Source organism: Streptomyces sp. NPDC046876 (genome assembly GCF_040645035.1).
Classification (GTDB): domain Bacteria; phylum Actinomycetota; class Actinomycetes; order Streptomycetales; family Streptomycetaceae; genus Streptomyces.
In genome coordinates this window covers 124,583-138,094 of the sequence record NZ_JBEYXK010000007.1, presented here as the reverse complement: position 1 = coordinate 138,094, position 13,512 = coordinate 124,583, and the positions used below count along the sequence as shown (strand labels likewise).

Below are 13,512 nucleotides of genomic sequence, written 5' to 3'. Positions count from 1 at the left end.
TCGGGGAGAATGGCCCGTATGAGCGATCGTTCCCCCGAGTCCACCGGCCCGCACCGTGCGGGCTTCGCCTGCTTCGTCGGCCGCCCCAACGCGGGGAAGTCGACCCTGACCAACGCACTCGTGGGCACCAAGGTCGCGATCACCTCAAACCGGCCGCAGACCACCCGCCACACCGTCCGCGGCATCGTGCACCGCCCCGACGCCCAGCTCGTCCTGGTCGACACCCCGGGTCTGCACAAGCCGCGCACGCTCCTCGGCGAGCGGCTGAACGACGTCGTGCGCACCACCTGGGCCGAGGTCGACGTCATCGGCTTCTGCCTGCCCGCCGACCAGAAGCTCGGGCCCGGCGACAAGTTCATCGCCAAGGAGCTCGCGGGGATCAAGAAGACCCCCAAGATCGCCATCGTGACCAAGACCGACCTGGTCGAGTCCAAGCAGCTCGCCGAGCAGCTCATCGCGATCCAGCAGCTCGGCGACGAGCTCGGCATCGAGTGGGCCGAGATCGTCCCCGTCTCCGCCGTCGGCGACAACCAGGTCCAGCTGCTGGCCGACCTGATCGCGCCGATGCTGCCGGAGAGCCCGCCGCTGTACCCGGAGGGCGACCTCACCGACGAGCCCGAGATGGTGATGGTCGCGGAGCTGATCCGCGAGGCCGCCCTGGAGGGCGTGCGCGACGAGCTCCCGCACTCCATCGCCGTCGTGGTGGAGGAGATGATCCCCCGGGAGAACCGCCCGGCGGACCGGCCGCTGCTCGACATCCACGCCAACGTCTACATCGAGCGGCCGAGCCAGAAGGGCATCATCATCGGCCCGAAGGGCTCCCGCCTGAAGGAGGTCGGGATGAAGTCGCGCAAGCACATCGAGGCGCTGCTCGGCACCCCCGTCTTCCTGGACCTGCACGTGAAGGTCGCCAAGGACTGGCAGCGCGACCCCAAGCAGCTGCGCAAGCTCGGCTTCTAGGACCCGCCTGCCAGCAGGGCCGGCCCGCCCTACGGGAGCCGGCGCACCTTCACGGTGTTGTCGGCCCGGGTCCCGGCCCGGCCGTCGGGGCCGTTCTGCTCACGCACGTACTCCTGCGCGCGCAGGACCTCCCAGGCACCCTCGGGTAGCTCCAGCTGGGCGAGGACCTCGTCCGGGGTCGGGAAGTCGATCCCCGGGCGCCCCTCCTCCTGCTGCCAGGTGGCCCACCCGCCGTGGCCGACCACCAGCAGGATCCCGCCGGGGGCCACGGCCGCCGCGGCGGTCCGCAGGACCCGGGCGCGGGGGAAGTCCCCGTAGTTGTGCAGGAAGCAGGCCGAGACGAGGTCGAACTCCCCGGGCGGGAAGGACTCGGCGAGGTCGTGCTGCCGCAGCTCGATGCGGTCGGCGACGCCCGCCTCGGCGGCGTGCGCGGCGGCCCGCTCCAGGGCCACGCCCGAGATGTCGGTTCCGGTGACCTGCCAGCCCCGGCGGGCCAGCCAGACGGCGTCGGCGCCCTCGCCGCAGCCGAGGTCGAGGGCGCGGCCGGGGGCGAGCCCCTCGACCTCGCGGACGAGGTCCGCGTTGGGCCTGCCGCTCCAGATGCGGTCGCTCTCGCTGTAGCGGGAGTCCCAGAACGCCCGGTCACCGGAGGGCGTCTCGGCGGGGGTCCCGCCGTGGTGGTGGGTGTGGGAGTGGTCGTGGGCGGGCGCATGCGGGTGGCGGGGGCTGTGCTCGGACACGGGGGTCCCTTCCTGTGCTCGGTCGGGGGCTGCGTACGTCCCCGATGCTGCGCCGCCCGCCGCAGCACCGCCAAAGACCTTTGCCGTTTCGGCAAGCCCCGCACGCAGCCGTGCCCCGCTACGCCCCGGCCGTCCCCCCGTCCGCCGCCGCTTCCGCGATGAGGGCCGTGGCCACGGTGCGAAAGCCCGCCCGGGCGTAGATCCGGGCCACCGCCTCGTCGCCGGCCGAGAGGAAGACCGTACGGGCGCCGCGGGCGAGGGCGTCGGCGACCAGGGCCGAGGTGACGGCGAGGGCCAGGCCGCGGCGGCGTGCGGCCGGGAGGGTGCCGACGCCGGCGACCTCGGCGACGTCGCCGACCGGGTTGTACTGGCCCGCGGCCAGGACCACGCCGTCCTGCACCGCCACCGCCATCGCGGTGCGGCCGGACGCCAGCATCTCGGCGACAGCGCCCCGGCGGGCCTCGACGGCGGGATCGGCCGCCGCCGCGGCCAGCTCGGCCGGCCCCGCCGCGCCGACGGCGGTTCCCGGGTCGGCGAAGGCCAGCATCGGCACCGTCACCGCGGCCCGCAGGAGCGGGTCGTCCGCGCCGAGGAGGCGGACGTCCGGGTGCGCGGGAGGCCGCGGCGCGGACGGCTCCAGCACCATCAGCGGATGCGCGTGGACGCGCAGCCCGGCCGCCTCGACGGGGCCCCGCAGCCAGGGACTGGTTTCGGCCACCCATTCGAAGGCCCGGCGCACGTCCAGCTCCCTCTGGCGGGCCAGGACGCGCTGCACGTCGGCCGGGCCGGCGCCGCAGCTGCCGAGTGCGGGCCGTGCGTAGTACGGCCAGCCCGCGCCCTCCCGGACGAAGAGGGTCAGCGGGCCGAAGTCCTCGGCCCGCGCACCTCCCACGCGCGGCACGGTGTCGTAGTACTGCTCGAGCCGGGACAAGAAGGCGGGTGTCATCCCGCCATCCAAACAAAGACGCCCTGCTCAGGCACCTTCTTTGAGGACCCGGGAGATCAGGGCCCGCTGGGCGTCGGACAGGTGCGGATCGTGGCAGGTCACCGTCCGCCCGTCGACCGTGATCCGGTACGAGAAGCCGTCGCGCACCCGGTCCGCGGCCGAGGGCGGCGCGGCGGGCCGCAGCGCCAGCTGGGCCAGGGCCCGCCACTCGTCCTCGTCGGGTCGGCCCGAGGTGTCCACCTCGGCCCGGCGCTCGATGCCCGCGAAACCGCCCGTCCGCACCACCAGAATCCGCATGCCGCCTTTCTACCCCGGTCGCCGTCCCGGACGGGGCAGCTCAGCCCAGGCCGACCGTCGACCACGCCTTCTGCAGCGCCTGGTGCTCCGCGCCGCCCTCGCCGAAGCGGGCGACGGCCGCCGCCGTGGACAGGCGCGCGAAGTCCTTGAACGTGGCGTCGGAGGCCAGCTCCCCGCCGGTCAGCGTGTCGTACCAGATCCGCCCGGCCCGCTCCCAGGCCTTGCCGCCGAGCTCGGTGGCGGCCAGGTAGAAGGCGTGGTTGGGGATGCCGGAGTTGATGTGCACGCCGCCGTTGTCGCCGGAGGTCTTCACGTAGCCGTCCATCGTGGCCGGCTGCGGGTCCTTGCCGAGCTCGTCGTCGTCGTACGCGGTGCCCGGGGCCTTCATCGAGCGCAGGGCCACCCCGCTGACGTCCGGGCCGAGCAGTCCGGCGCCGATCAGCCAGTCGGCCTCCTCGGCGGTCTGGTCCAGCGAGTACTGCTTGATCAGGGAGCCGAAGACGTCGGACATCGACTCGTTCAGCGCGCCCGACTGGCCGTGGTACTCCAGGTTGGCGGTGTACTGGGTGACGCCGTGCGTCAGCTCGTGCCCGATGACGTCCACCGACACCGTGAAATCGACGAACAGGTCGCCGTCCCCGTCGCCGAAGACCATCTGGCTGCCGTCCCAGAAGGCGTTGTTGTAGTCCTGGCCGTAGTGGACGCTCGCGTCGAGGGCCAGTCCGGCGCCGTCGATCGAGCGCCGACCGAAGGCCTTCAGGAACAGCTCGTACGTGGCGCCCAGGCCGGCGTACGCGCGGTTCACGGTGGCGTCCTTGACCGGGTCCTGGCCCTCCGCGCGGACCTTCCTGCCGGGCAGCCGGGTGCGGTGCTGGGCGTCGTAGACGGTCCTGCGCGGGTCGTCGTCGGCGGACGCCACCGCGGCCGGCGCCACGGCGCGGACCGCGGTGATCCGGCGCCGGGTGCGCAGGGCGGCGTCGTGTTCGAGGGTGCGCAGCGCGGCGTCGGCGCGCCCGGCGCGCTGGGACTGCGCGGCCTTGTCGAGGAGGTGCGGCGGCACGACGGTGCAGAAGACGGGGTGGCGGTGGGTGCGGCCGAGGCCGTGGGCGGAGGCGAAAGCGTGGGAGGCATCCATCCCGGCAATGTGGCAGTGGGTCATGTCGCTGTCACTACCTGCAACCATGATTCATTCGGTTGTCTGAAAGCCGTCGCGGTGCATTGACGGATCGACCGGACCTCGGGCGGTCGGCGGAGACGTAGCTCACATTCGGTACAAAACGGACAGGGGGGTCTTGCATACTGAAACAGGTCCTCGCGTCACGGCGCGGCTCGGCTAGGCTCGGTCCATCATGCGTTTCGGGCTGCTTCTCCTTAGCTGCCGCGGCGAGGGTCTGTAGTCGTAGGCCGACCCCCTCCCCGCGGAGTTTGGTGTTGCGGTTTTTACGACCGGAAGTCGGCCGTCCCAGCGAACTACACGCGGACACGCGAGGAGCCCAACGTCATGAGCCAGCAGCCTTTTGTCGGTCGCCCCACGCCCATCACCAACGCGACCCACACCCAGCAGCCCTCCGGCATGCCGATCCACAAGTACGGCTTCTACGAGCAGGTCGACCTGCCGGGCCGTACCTGGCCCGACGCCCGCGTCACCAAGGCGCCCCGCTGGCTCTCCACCGACCTGCGCGACGGCAACCAGTCGCTGATCGACCCGATGACCCCCGCCCGCAAGCGCGAGATGTTCGACCTGCTGGTGCGCATGGGCTACAAGGAGATCGAGGTCGGCTTCCCCTCCTCCGGCGAGACCGACTACGCCTTCGTACGCTCCATCATCGAAGAGGGCGCGATCCCGGACGACGTCACCATCTCCGTGCTGACCCAGGCCCGCGAGGACCTGATCGAGCGGACCGTGGAGTCGCTGGTGGGCGCCAAGCGCGCCACCGTCCACCTGTACAACGCGACCGCCCCGACCTTCCGCAGGGTGGTCTTCCGCGGCTCCAAGGAGCAGATCAAGCAGATCGCCGTCGACGGCACCCGCCTGGTCATGGAGTACGCCGAGAAGCTGCTGGGCCCCGAGACCGTCTTCGGCTACCAGTACAGCCCGGAGATCTTCACCGACACCGAGCTGGACTTCGCCCTGGAGGTCTGCGAGGCCGTCTGCGACGTCTGGCAGCCCGGCCCCGGCCGCGAGATCATCCTGAACCTGCCCGCCACCGTGGAGCGCTCGACGCCGTCCACGCACGCGGACCGCTTCGAGTGGATGGCCCGCCACCTGACCCGTCGCGAGCACATCTGCATCTCCGTGCACCCGCACAACGACCGCGGCACCGCCGTCGCCGCCGCCGAGCTGGCCCTGATGGCCGGCGCCGACCGCATCGAGGGCTGCCTGTTCGGGCAGGGCGAGCGCACCGGCAACGTCGACCTGATCACGCTGGGCATGAACCTGTTCTCGCAGGGCATCGACCCGCAGATCGACTTCTCCCAGATCGACGAGATCCGCCGCACCAGCGAGTACTGCAACCAGATGCCGGTCCACCCGCGCCACCCGTACGCGGGCGACCTGGTCTACACGGCCTTCTCCGGCTCCCACCAGGACGCCATCAAGAAGGGCTTCGACGCCATGGAGGCCGACGCGGCCGCCCAGGGCAAGACCGTCGACGAGATCGAGTGGGCGGTGCCGTACCTGCCGATCGACCCCAAGGACGTCGGCCGCTCCTACGAGGCGGTCATCCGGGTCAACTCGCAGTCCGGCAAGGGCGGCATCGCGTACGTCCTGAAGAACGACCACAAGCTGGACCTGCCGCGCCGCATGCAGATCGAGTTCTCCAGGATCATCCAGGCCAAGACCGACGCCGAGGGCGGCGAGGTCACGCCGAAGGCGATCTGGGACATCTTCTCGGACGAGTACCTGCCCAACCCGGAGAACCCGTGGGGCCGCATCCAGCTGCGCTCCGGTTCGACGGCGACCGACAAGGACGGCACCGACACGCTGACCGTCGAGGCGGTCGTGGACGGCGTGGAGACGGTCCTGAACGGCACCGGCAACGGTCCGATCTCGGCCTTCTTCGACGCGCTGGCCGGCATCGGCGTCGACGCCCGCCTGCTGGACTACACCGAGCACACGATGAGCGAGGGCGCCTCCGCCGTCGCCGCCTCCTACATCGAGTGCGCCATCGACGGCCGCGTCCTGTGGGGCATCGGCATCGACGCCAACACCACCCGCGCCTCCCTGAAGGCGGTCATCTCCGCGGTGAACCGCGCGGGCCGCTGACCCGCCGGGCTCCCGCGACGCGCCGCCCCGTCCCCTCGTGCCAGGAGGGGGCGGGGCGGTGCCGTAGGCGTTCCCGGCCGCGGGCCGGCCGCCGTCAACGGGCGAGGTAGCCGCCGTCCACCGGGAGCACCACGCCCGTCACGAACGAAGCCGCGTCGGACGCCAGGAATGCGATGACGCGCGCGACCTCCTCCGGCTCGCCGAGCCGGCCCATCGGGTGGGCGGCGGACATCTCCTCGAGGTACTCCGGCCCGCCCGGCTCGTCCGCCAGCGCCCGCACCCGCTCCGTACGAATGGTTCCCGGGGCCACCGCGTTGACCCTGATGCCCCGCGCCGCCCACTCCACCGCGAGGTGCTTGGTCAGCCCCGAGGCCACGAACTTCGCCGGCCCGTAGGCCGCCTGCCGGGCCTGTCCGGCCACGCCCGAGATCGAGGACACGCACACCACCGCCCCGCCCGGAGCCTCCTGCGCGGTCATCGTCTCGATGGCGTACTTGCAGGTCAGGAACATCCCGCGGCCGTCGATCGCCATGACCCGGTCCCAGTCCTGGGCAGTGGTCTCCCGCAGGTCCGAAAGGGGGAGCACCCCGGCGTTCGCCACGGCGACGTCGAGCCGCCCGTACGCGTCGACCGCGGCCCGCACCATCGCCCGGTTGGCCTCGGGATCGGCGACGTCCCCGGTGACCACGGCGATGTCGAACCCCTCCGCGGCCAGTTCCGTACGCACGGCACGCACCCCGGGGCCGTTGATGTCGGCCGCCGTCACGCGGGCGCCGGAGCGGGCCAGCAGGGCGGCGGTGGCGCGGCCGATCCCGCTCGCGGCGCCGGTGACCAGACAGGATTTCTCGTTCACGCGGCGAGCGTAGGGACAACGGGCGCACGGCCGGGGGAGGCGCGGGGGCGCAGACCGGCCAACTGCGCGCGGCGGCACATGTTGTCTTGTCACACGACTGACGAAGCCTCACCGATGTGGCTAACATCACGCCAACCCGGGCTACGCTGCCCGGGGTTCCCGCCCGCGCCCGCAGGGCCGCGGGGGAGATACGGAGGTGCGACGTGCTGCCAGTTCGGGGTGGGGACGGCCGGAAGCTGACGGTCTGGGGCATCCGCACCACGTGGAGCACCGTGGGCGACGGGGAGTTCTTCTGCCCCGACTGCGGCGGCGACCGCAACTACCGCCGGCGCACCGGACGCCGCCGGTTCACCGTCCTCGGGGTCCCGCTGCTGCCGCGCGGGCAGGCCGGGCCCGTCGTGGAGTGCCAGGGCTGCCGCGAGCGCTTCGACACCGAGGTCCTCGACCACCTCACCACCACCCGCTTCTCGGCGCTGCTGCGCGACGCCGTGCACACCGTGGCCCTGGCCGTGCTCGCGGCGGGCGGCACCTGTGCCCGCGGGGCGCTGGACGCCGCCGTGTCGGCCGTACGGGCCGCGGGCTTCCAGGACTGCACGCAGGAGCAGCTGGAGTCCCTCGTGGAGGCCCTGGCCCGTGACGAGGGCCGGCTCGGGCTCTACGACGCCCCGGACTGCTGCGGCGCGGCGCTCGCCATCGAGCTGCACGAGGCGCTGGAACCGCTGGCGCCGCACCTGGTCGGGCCCGGCCGGGAGTCGATCCTGCTCCAGGGGGCCCGCATCGCCCTCGCGGACGGCCCCTACACGCCGGCCGAGCGGGAGGTGCTCGCCACGGTGGGCGCGGCCCTGAGAATCGGCTCCGACGAGGTGAGCCGGCTGCTGTCGGCGGTCAGCGCGCCCTGAAATCCGGCCGAAACCCGGCAGTAACCGCCCGGTATGAGGTAACGATCCGGCCTCGCGCCGCTGAATTCGCGCCATTCGAGGACCGCTCCGGCATCGGTGATTCCACCACGTGGACACCCGGAGCGGTCCTTTCGTATTTGCCGCGAGGCCTGGCGCTAAGTGCATACGTGCACGTCGGAGCACCTGCCTTCGCATTCGTGCACGGGGTGAAGAGGGCTTGGGAGGTCTCAGTCCTTACCGCGCCGAGCGGGGGATCCGCCATTGGCTGAACCCACAAAGTTGAACCCCTTCAAGGTCAACAATTTGTAGAAGTCTCCGATATCTGTGGGCTCTCCCACAGGCGTTCAATTCCGGTCACACGACGAAACTCTGCCGGTAACACAGCGGGGGTTCGATTCCACGTGAACGCAACTGAAACCCTGGCGAACCAACGGGATAGCGACCCACTTCGACCGGGGATAACCAGAAATTCCTCTCGATTACCTACCTCTTGAAGGGCAAGGCAGAGATGGCACGTGTCGCCGCCCGGCTCCCCGAAACCGGAGAGCAGAGCACCCACCCGGTCGACGAGGTGCTCCCCCTTCCCAAACTCGCCCTCTACGGCTTCCAGCACGTATTGGCGTTCTACGCAGGCGCGGTCATCGTGCCGATCATCGTGGGCGGAGCCCTCAAGCTCTCCACGGAGCAGCTGGTCTACCTCATCAACGCCGACCTCTTCACCTGCGGCATCGCCTCGATCATCCAGGCCTGGGGCATCGGCCGGATCGGCGCGCGCCTGCCCCTGATCCAGGGCGTCACCTTCACCGCGGTGTCGCCGATGATCGCCATCGGCCTCGGAGCCGGCGGCGGGACCGCCGCCCTCCTCGTCATCTACGGCGCCGTCATCACGGCCGGCATCGCGACCTTCGCGTTCGCCTGGCTGCCCCCGCAGGCCTTCCGGGCCGTGATGCGGCTGTTCCCGCCGGTGGTCACCGGCTCGGTGATCACGGTGCTCGGCATCGTGCTCATCCCGGTCGGCCTCAACGACGCCGCGGGCGGCCTCGGCAGCCCCGACTTCGGCGACCCGAAGAACTTCGCCTACGCCGGCGGCACCATGCTCTTCATCCTGGTCCTGATGAAGCTCGGCCGGCCGTTCCTGTCCAGCATCGCGATCCTGCTCGGCCTGGTCGGCGGCACCGTCGTCGCCTTCCTGCTCGGCGACGCGAAGTTCGGCGACGTCGGCAAGGCCGACTGGGTGGGCGTCACCACGCCCTTCCACTACGGGGCGCCGAAGTTCGAGTGGTTCCCGATCGTCCTGATGCTGATCGTCATGCTGATCACCATGGTCGAGACCACCGGTGACACCTACGCGGTCGGCGACATCGTCGGCAAGGAGGTCGACAGCGAGACCGTCGCCCGCGCCCTGCGGGCCGACGGCGCCGCCACCGCCCTCGGCGGCGTCCTCAACTCCTTCCCGTACGTGGCCTTCGCCGAGAACGTCGGCCTGGTGCGGATGACCAAGGTCAAGAGCCGGTTCGTGGTGGTCGCCGCGGGCGCCTTCATGATCCTGCTCGGCCTGCTGCCCAAGGCCGCCGCGATCGTCGCCTCCGTGCCGCACGCCGTCCTCGGCGGCGCCGCGACCGTGATGTTCGCGATGGTGGCCCTGGCCGGTATCCAGACCCTGGGCAAGGTCGACCTGAAAGAGGAGAAGAACGCCCTGATCGTGGGTGTCTCCCTGGCCTTCGCGCTGCTCCCGGCCACCGTCCCGGTGTTCTTCAAGGAGCACATGAACGCCGACCTGTCCTCGCTGCTCAACAGCGGTGTCACGCTCGGTGCCACGGCCGCGATCGCGCTCAACCTGATCTTCAACGGCCTGGGCAGGGACGACGCGCACAACGCCGCCCCCCGGGCAGAGCTGCCCGCCCAGGCGGCAGCCCCGAAGGACGGCGCCGAGCCGGCCGCATCCGCCGAGTCAGCCGACACGGCTGAGTCCGCCGACACCGATGAGTCCGCCGATCCCGCCGAGTCCGTCGACAGCACCGTCGCCGTGGCCGTCGTCGCCGACGCGGGCACGGACGGGGCCGCCGACGCCGAGAAGAAGCCGGACGCGGACGAAGCCGCCGCACCCGCCTCCTGATCCTCCCAAGGGGTGACGGCCCTCCGCCCGGACGTGTCCGGACGGAGGGCCGTCGCTGTGCCCGCACAGGCGACAATGGGCACATGAGTCTGTTCCGCGACGACGGCATCGTGCTGCGCACCCAGAAGCTCGGCGAGGCGGACCGCATCATCACGCTGCTGACCCGCGGCCACGGACGCGTGCGGGCCGTCGCCCGCGGGGTGCGGCGCACCAAGTCGAAGTTCGGCGCCCGGCTGGAACCTTTCTCCCACGCCGACGTGCAGTTCTTCGCCCGCGGCAGTGAGCTCGTCGGCCGCACCCTCCCGCTGTGCACCCAGACCGAGATCATCGCCCCGTACGGCAACGGCATCGTCACCGACTACGCCCGCTACACCGCCGGCACCGCGATGCTGGAGACCGCCGAGCGGTTCACCGAGAACGAGGGCGAGCCCGCCGTGCAGCAGTACCTGCTGCTCATCGGCGCCCTGCGCACCCTCTCGCGCGGCGAGCACGACCCGAACCTCATCCTCGACGCCTTCCTGCTGCGCTCCCTCGCCGTCAACGGCTACGCGCCCAGCTTCGAGGACTGCGCGAAGTGCGGCATCCACGGCCCCAACCGGCACTTCTCGGTCTCCGCGGGCGGGGTCGTCTGCGGGGACTGCCGGGTCGGCGGCAGCGTCGTACCATCTGCTGAGGCCATCGGGCTGCTCAGCGCCCTGCTCACGGGGGACTGGGCAACCGCCGACGCGGCGGAACCGCGGTACGTGCGCGAGGGGAGCGGACTCGTTTCCGCCTATCTGCACTGGCATCTGGAGCGCGGACTGCGCTCCTTGCGTTACGTAGAGAAGTGACCGAGATCGGAGACCAAAGCGCCATGGCAGTACGCGGATTCCTGGGACGCTCCCGCCGCGAGTACACGCTTCCCGAGCCGCACCCCTCCGGTGCCCGGCCCCCGAAGATCCCGGGTGAGCTGGTCCCGGAGCACGTCGCCATCGTGATGGACGGCAACGGCCGCTGGGCCAAGGAGCGCGGCCTGCCGCGCACCGAGGGCCACAAGGTGGGCGCCGAGCGGGTCCTCGACGTCCTCCAGGGCGCCATAGAGATGGGCGTCAAGAACATCTCTCTTTACGCCTTCTCCACCGAGAACTGGAAGCGCTCGCCCGACGAGGTGCGCTTCCTGATGAACTTCAACCGCGACTTCATCCGCAAGACCCGCGACCAGCTCGATTCGCTCGGCATCCGGGTGCGCTGGGTGGGCCGGATGCCCAAGCTGTGGAAGTCGGTGGCCAAGGAGCTGCAGGTCGCGCAGGAGCAGACCAAGGGCAACGACAAGCTGACGCTGTACTTCTGCATGAACTACGGCGGCCGCGCCGAGATCGCCGACGCCGCCCAGGCGCTCGCCGAGGACGTCAAGGCCGGGCGGCTGGACCCGTCGAAGGTCACCGAGAAGACCCTCGCGAAGTACCTGTACTACCCGGACATGCCGGACGTGGACCTGTTCCTGCGCCCCAGCGGCGAGCAGCGCACCTCCAACTACCTGATCTGGCAGAGCGCCTACGCCGAGATGGTCTTCCAGGACGTGCTCTGGCCGGACTTCGACCGGCGCCACCTGTGGCAGGCCTGCCTGGAGTTCGCCCAGCGTGACCGCCGCTTCGGCGGCGCCGTCCCCAACCAGGTGGAACCGGACGGCTCCGCCGGCTGACCGGGTACGCCTTGGGCTTCCGTGTCGTGAACACGGAAGCCGGGGCGGCGGCGGATGCAGGGCGGCCCATCGAGGCGTACTACCGGGCGACCGGTGACCTCGGCTGGCTACCCAAGCGCGCTATACGTAACCCGGCCGAGCGGGAGGCCTTGCGGGCGATGATCGCCCGGAACCTGCCGCGGTTGTAGGCTCCGCTGTCATGCACATGGATGAAGTGGAGCCGGCTGCGGCGGCCGGGGCCGGGGAAGGCGTCGAGCTCGTCTACGAGGTCACCACAGCCGATCTCACGCAGGCCATCCGGGTCCGCACCCGGGCGACGCCCGCACTGCGCCGGCAGCGGTGGCTGATGCCGCTGCTCGGCGGCCTCTCGGCCCTGTTGGGCGGCAGTGCCCTGCTGAGCGGGCAGCCCGCCGGGTCGAAGGCGGTGATGTTCCTCGGGGCGGGCCTGCTGCTGTGCGGGCTCTCGATCTTCGGACCCCGACTCCAGGCGCGCGCCTTCGCCGGGATGCTGGCGAAGGCGGGGCAGACCCGGACCGTCGTCGACGGCTCCGGGATCAGCGTGACCACGCAGCGGTACTCCTCCCGCATGCACTGGACCGCACAGCCCGTCTACGCCGAAACGGACGACGTCTTCGTCACGCTCGACATCGCCAAGCGCGCGGCGTCCATGACGGTCCTCCCCAAGCGCGGCGTCCGGCACCCCGAGGACGTCGACCGGCTGCGCGCGCTCCTGGACGCCAACCTGGAGCGCATCTAAGTGGAGATCGCCGGCGCCCCCGGACGGTGGAGCTGTACTACGGGGCTGCGCGCGGCGACGCGCGGGAAGTGCTCCGGTGGCGCGCCGTGAGGACGCCCAGGGGTCGTCTGCAGCTGCTTTTCTGGCTGGTCCTGCTCCCGCTGGCAGGCGCCGTGGACACCGTGGTCGAGCACGGCCGGGACGTGAGCCCGGGGGCCTGACCTTTTCGACCGGGGTGGCAGCGGCCCTCGGGGCTCTGTCCCTGTCGCTGCTCCAGTGGCGGACGGCGCGCCGGTGGTATGCCTGGGCTGCGGAGTACCCCGAGTACCGGTGCGCGATCAGCGGGCTGGGGATGCGCAACCACCGTCCGGACGGGACGGCGGAGGCCACCCGCTGGGACCAGTGCACCGGCTGGACCGAGACCCGGAACCTGTTCGTCCGGGCCTTCGACAACGGGAACCTGGGCTGGCTGCCCAAAAGGGGCGCCCTGGTCCCCGAGGACCTCGACCGGCTGCGGGCGACGCTGGACGCGAACCTGCGGCGGCTCTAGGAGGCGGCGGAGGCGCAGTCGGCGCAGGTGCCGAAGATCTCCACCGTGTGGGCGACGTTCACGAAGCCGTGCTCTGCGGCGATCGCCTCCGCCCACTTCTCCACCGCCGGGCCCTCCACCTCGACGGCCTTGCCGCAGCCGCGGCAGACCAGGTGGTGGTGGTGGTCCCCGGTGGAGCAGCGCCGGTAGACGGACTCGCCGTCGCTGGTGCGCAGCACGTCCACCTCCCCGGCGTCGGCGAGGGACTGGAGGGTGCGGTAGACCGTGGTCAGGCCCACGGAGTCACCGCGGTGCTTGAGCATGTCGTGCAGCTCCTGGGCGCTGCGGAACTCGTCCACCTCGTCCAGCGCCGCCGCGACCGCTGCCCGCTGCCGGGTGGATCGTCCTCGTACTGGCGCGGTATTCGTCTCGCCAGGCGCAGTCGCCACCGGTTCCTCCTCGTATCGGCCTCGGCCCAATTGTGCCAGGC

Annotated in this window: 14 protein-coding genes; 8 read left to right on the top strand and 6 right to left on the bottom strand. The window is 71.3% G+C overall.

The features are described 5' to 3' along the window. The first annotated feature begins 18 nt into the window (after positions 1-18). A complete protein-coding gene (era, locus tag ABZ924_RS07020) occupies positions 19-960 on the top strand; it encodes a GTPase Era (RefSeq protein ID WP_361905263.1) in 942 nt (313 codons plus the stop codon). A 29-nt stretch (positions 961-989) separates the two neighbouring features. On the opposite strand, the gene ABZ924_RS07015 is transcribed toward era, so the two are convergent. The 4 genes from ABZ924_RS07015 to ABZ924_RS07000 form a co-directional block, all read right to left on the bottom strand. Beyond that, entirely contained in the window at positions 990-1,700 is a 711-nt protein-coding gene (locus ABZ924_RS07015; protein ID WP_361905260.1) for a class I SAM-dependent methyltransferase, read from the bottom strand. Between the two features lie 118 nt (positions 1,701-1,818). Beyond that, positions 1,819-2,646, bottom strand: coding sequence for a GNAT family N-acetyltransferase (locus ABZ924_RS07010; protein ID WP_361905257.1), 828 nt, complete (start codon positions 2,644-2,646; stop codon positions 1,819-1,821). A gap of 27 nt (positions 2,647-2,673) precedes the next feature. Then, positions 2,674-2,943 (bottom strand): protealysin inhibitor emfourin, encoded by a 270-nt coding sequence (locus ABZ924_RS07005; RefSeq protein ID WP_361905254.1) that lies wholly within the window; start codon positions 2,941-2,943, stop codon positions 2,674-2,676. Between the two features lie 40 nt (positions 2,944-2,983). Next, positions 2,984-4,078: a M4 family metallopeptidase gene (locus tag ABZ924_RS07000; protein WP_361905251.1), complete on the bottom strand. Its 1,095-nt coding sequence runs from the start codon at positions 4,076-4,078 to the stop codon at positions 2,984-2,986. A gap of 366 nt (positions 4,079-4,444) precedes the next feature. Here ABZ924_RS07000 and leuA point away from each other — a divergent pair, with 366 nt between their 5' ends. Then, positions 4,445-6,208: a 2-isopropylmalate synthase gene (gene leuA, locus ABZ924_RS06995; protein WP_361905248.1), complete on the top strand. Its 1,764-nt coding sequence runs from the start codon at positions 4,445-4,447 to the stop codon at positions 6,206-6,208. 94 nt (positions 6,209-6,302) lie between these two features. Here the strand turns inward: leuA and ABZ924_RS06990 are convergent, their stop codons facing one another. Further along, entirely contained in the window at positions 6,303-7,061 is a 759-nt protein-coding gene (locus tag ABZ924_RS06990) for an SDR family NAD(P)-dependent oxidoreductase (RefSeq protein WP_361905245.1), read from the bottom strand. Between the two features lie 203 nt (positions 7,062-7,264). On the opposite strand from ABZ924_RS06990, the gene ABZ924_RS06985 reads away from it, so the two are divergent. The 6 genes from ABZ924_RS06985 (at position 7,265) to ABZ924_RS06960 (ending at position 13,043) form a co-directional block, all read left to right on the top strand. After that, on the top strand, positions 7,265-7,960 hold the full coding sequence (locus ABZ924_RS06985) for a TerB family tellurite resistance protein (RefSeq protein ID WP_361905242.1): 696 nt from the start codon (positions 7,265-7,267) through the stop codon (positions 7,958-7,960). 508 nt (positions 7,961-8,468) lie between these two features. Then, on the top strand, positions 8,469-10,076 hold the full coding sequence (locus ABZ924_RS06980) for a nucleobase:cation symporter-2 family protein (RefSeq protein ID WP_361905239.1): 1,608 nt from the start codon (positions 8,469-8,471) through the stop codon (positions 10,074-10,076). An 83-nt stretch (positions 10,077-10,159) separates the two neighbouring features. Continuing rightward, positions 10,160-10,906 (top strand): DNA repair protein RecO, encoded by a 747-nt coding sequence (gene recO, locus ABZ924_RS06975; protein ID WP_361905235.1) that lies wholly within the window; start codon positions 10,160-10,162, stop codon positions 10,904-10,906. 23 nt (positions 10,907-10,929) lie between these two features. Further along, positions 10,930-11,757 carry an isoprenyl transferase gene (locus tag ABZ924_RS06970; protein WP_361905233.1) on the top strand — a complete coding sequence of 276 codons (828 nt, stop codon included), beginning with the start codon at positions 10,930-10,932 and terminating at the stop codon, positions 11,755-11,757. Positions 11,758-11,956: 199 nt separating this feature from the next. Further along, a complete protein-coding gene (locus tag ABZ924_RS06965; protein ID WP_361905231.1) occupies positions 11,957-12,514 on the top strand; it encodes a hypothetical protein in 558 nt (185 codons plus the stop codon). A gap of 214 nt (positions 12,515-12,728) precedes the next feature. Further along, complete coding sequence (locus ABZ924_RS06960; RefSeq protein ID WP_361905230.1) at positions 12,729-13,043, top strand: YcxB family protein; 315 nt, start codon at positions 12,729-12,731, stop codon at positions 13,041-13,043. Here ABZ924_RS06960 and ABZ924_RS06955 read toward each other — a convergent pair. After that, entirely contained in the window at positions 13,040-13,471 is a 432-nt protein-coding gene (locus ABZ924_RS06955) for a transcriptional repressor (RefSeq protein WP_361905227.1), read from the bottom strand. The two genes, ABZ924_RS06960 and ABZ924_RS06955, sit on opposite strands and share 4 nt — an antisense overlap. Positions 13,472-13,512 lie beyond the last annotated feature (41 nt).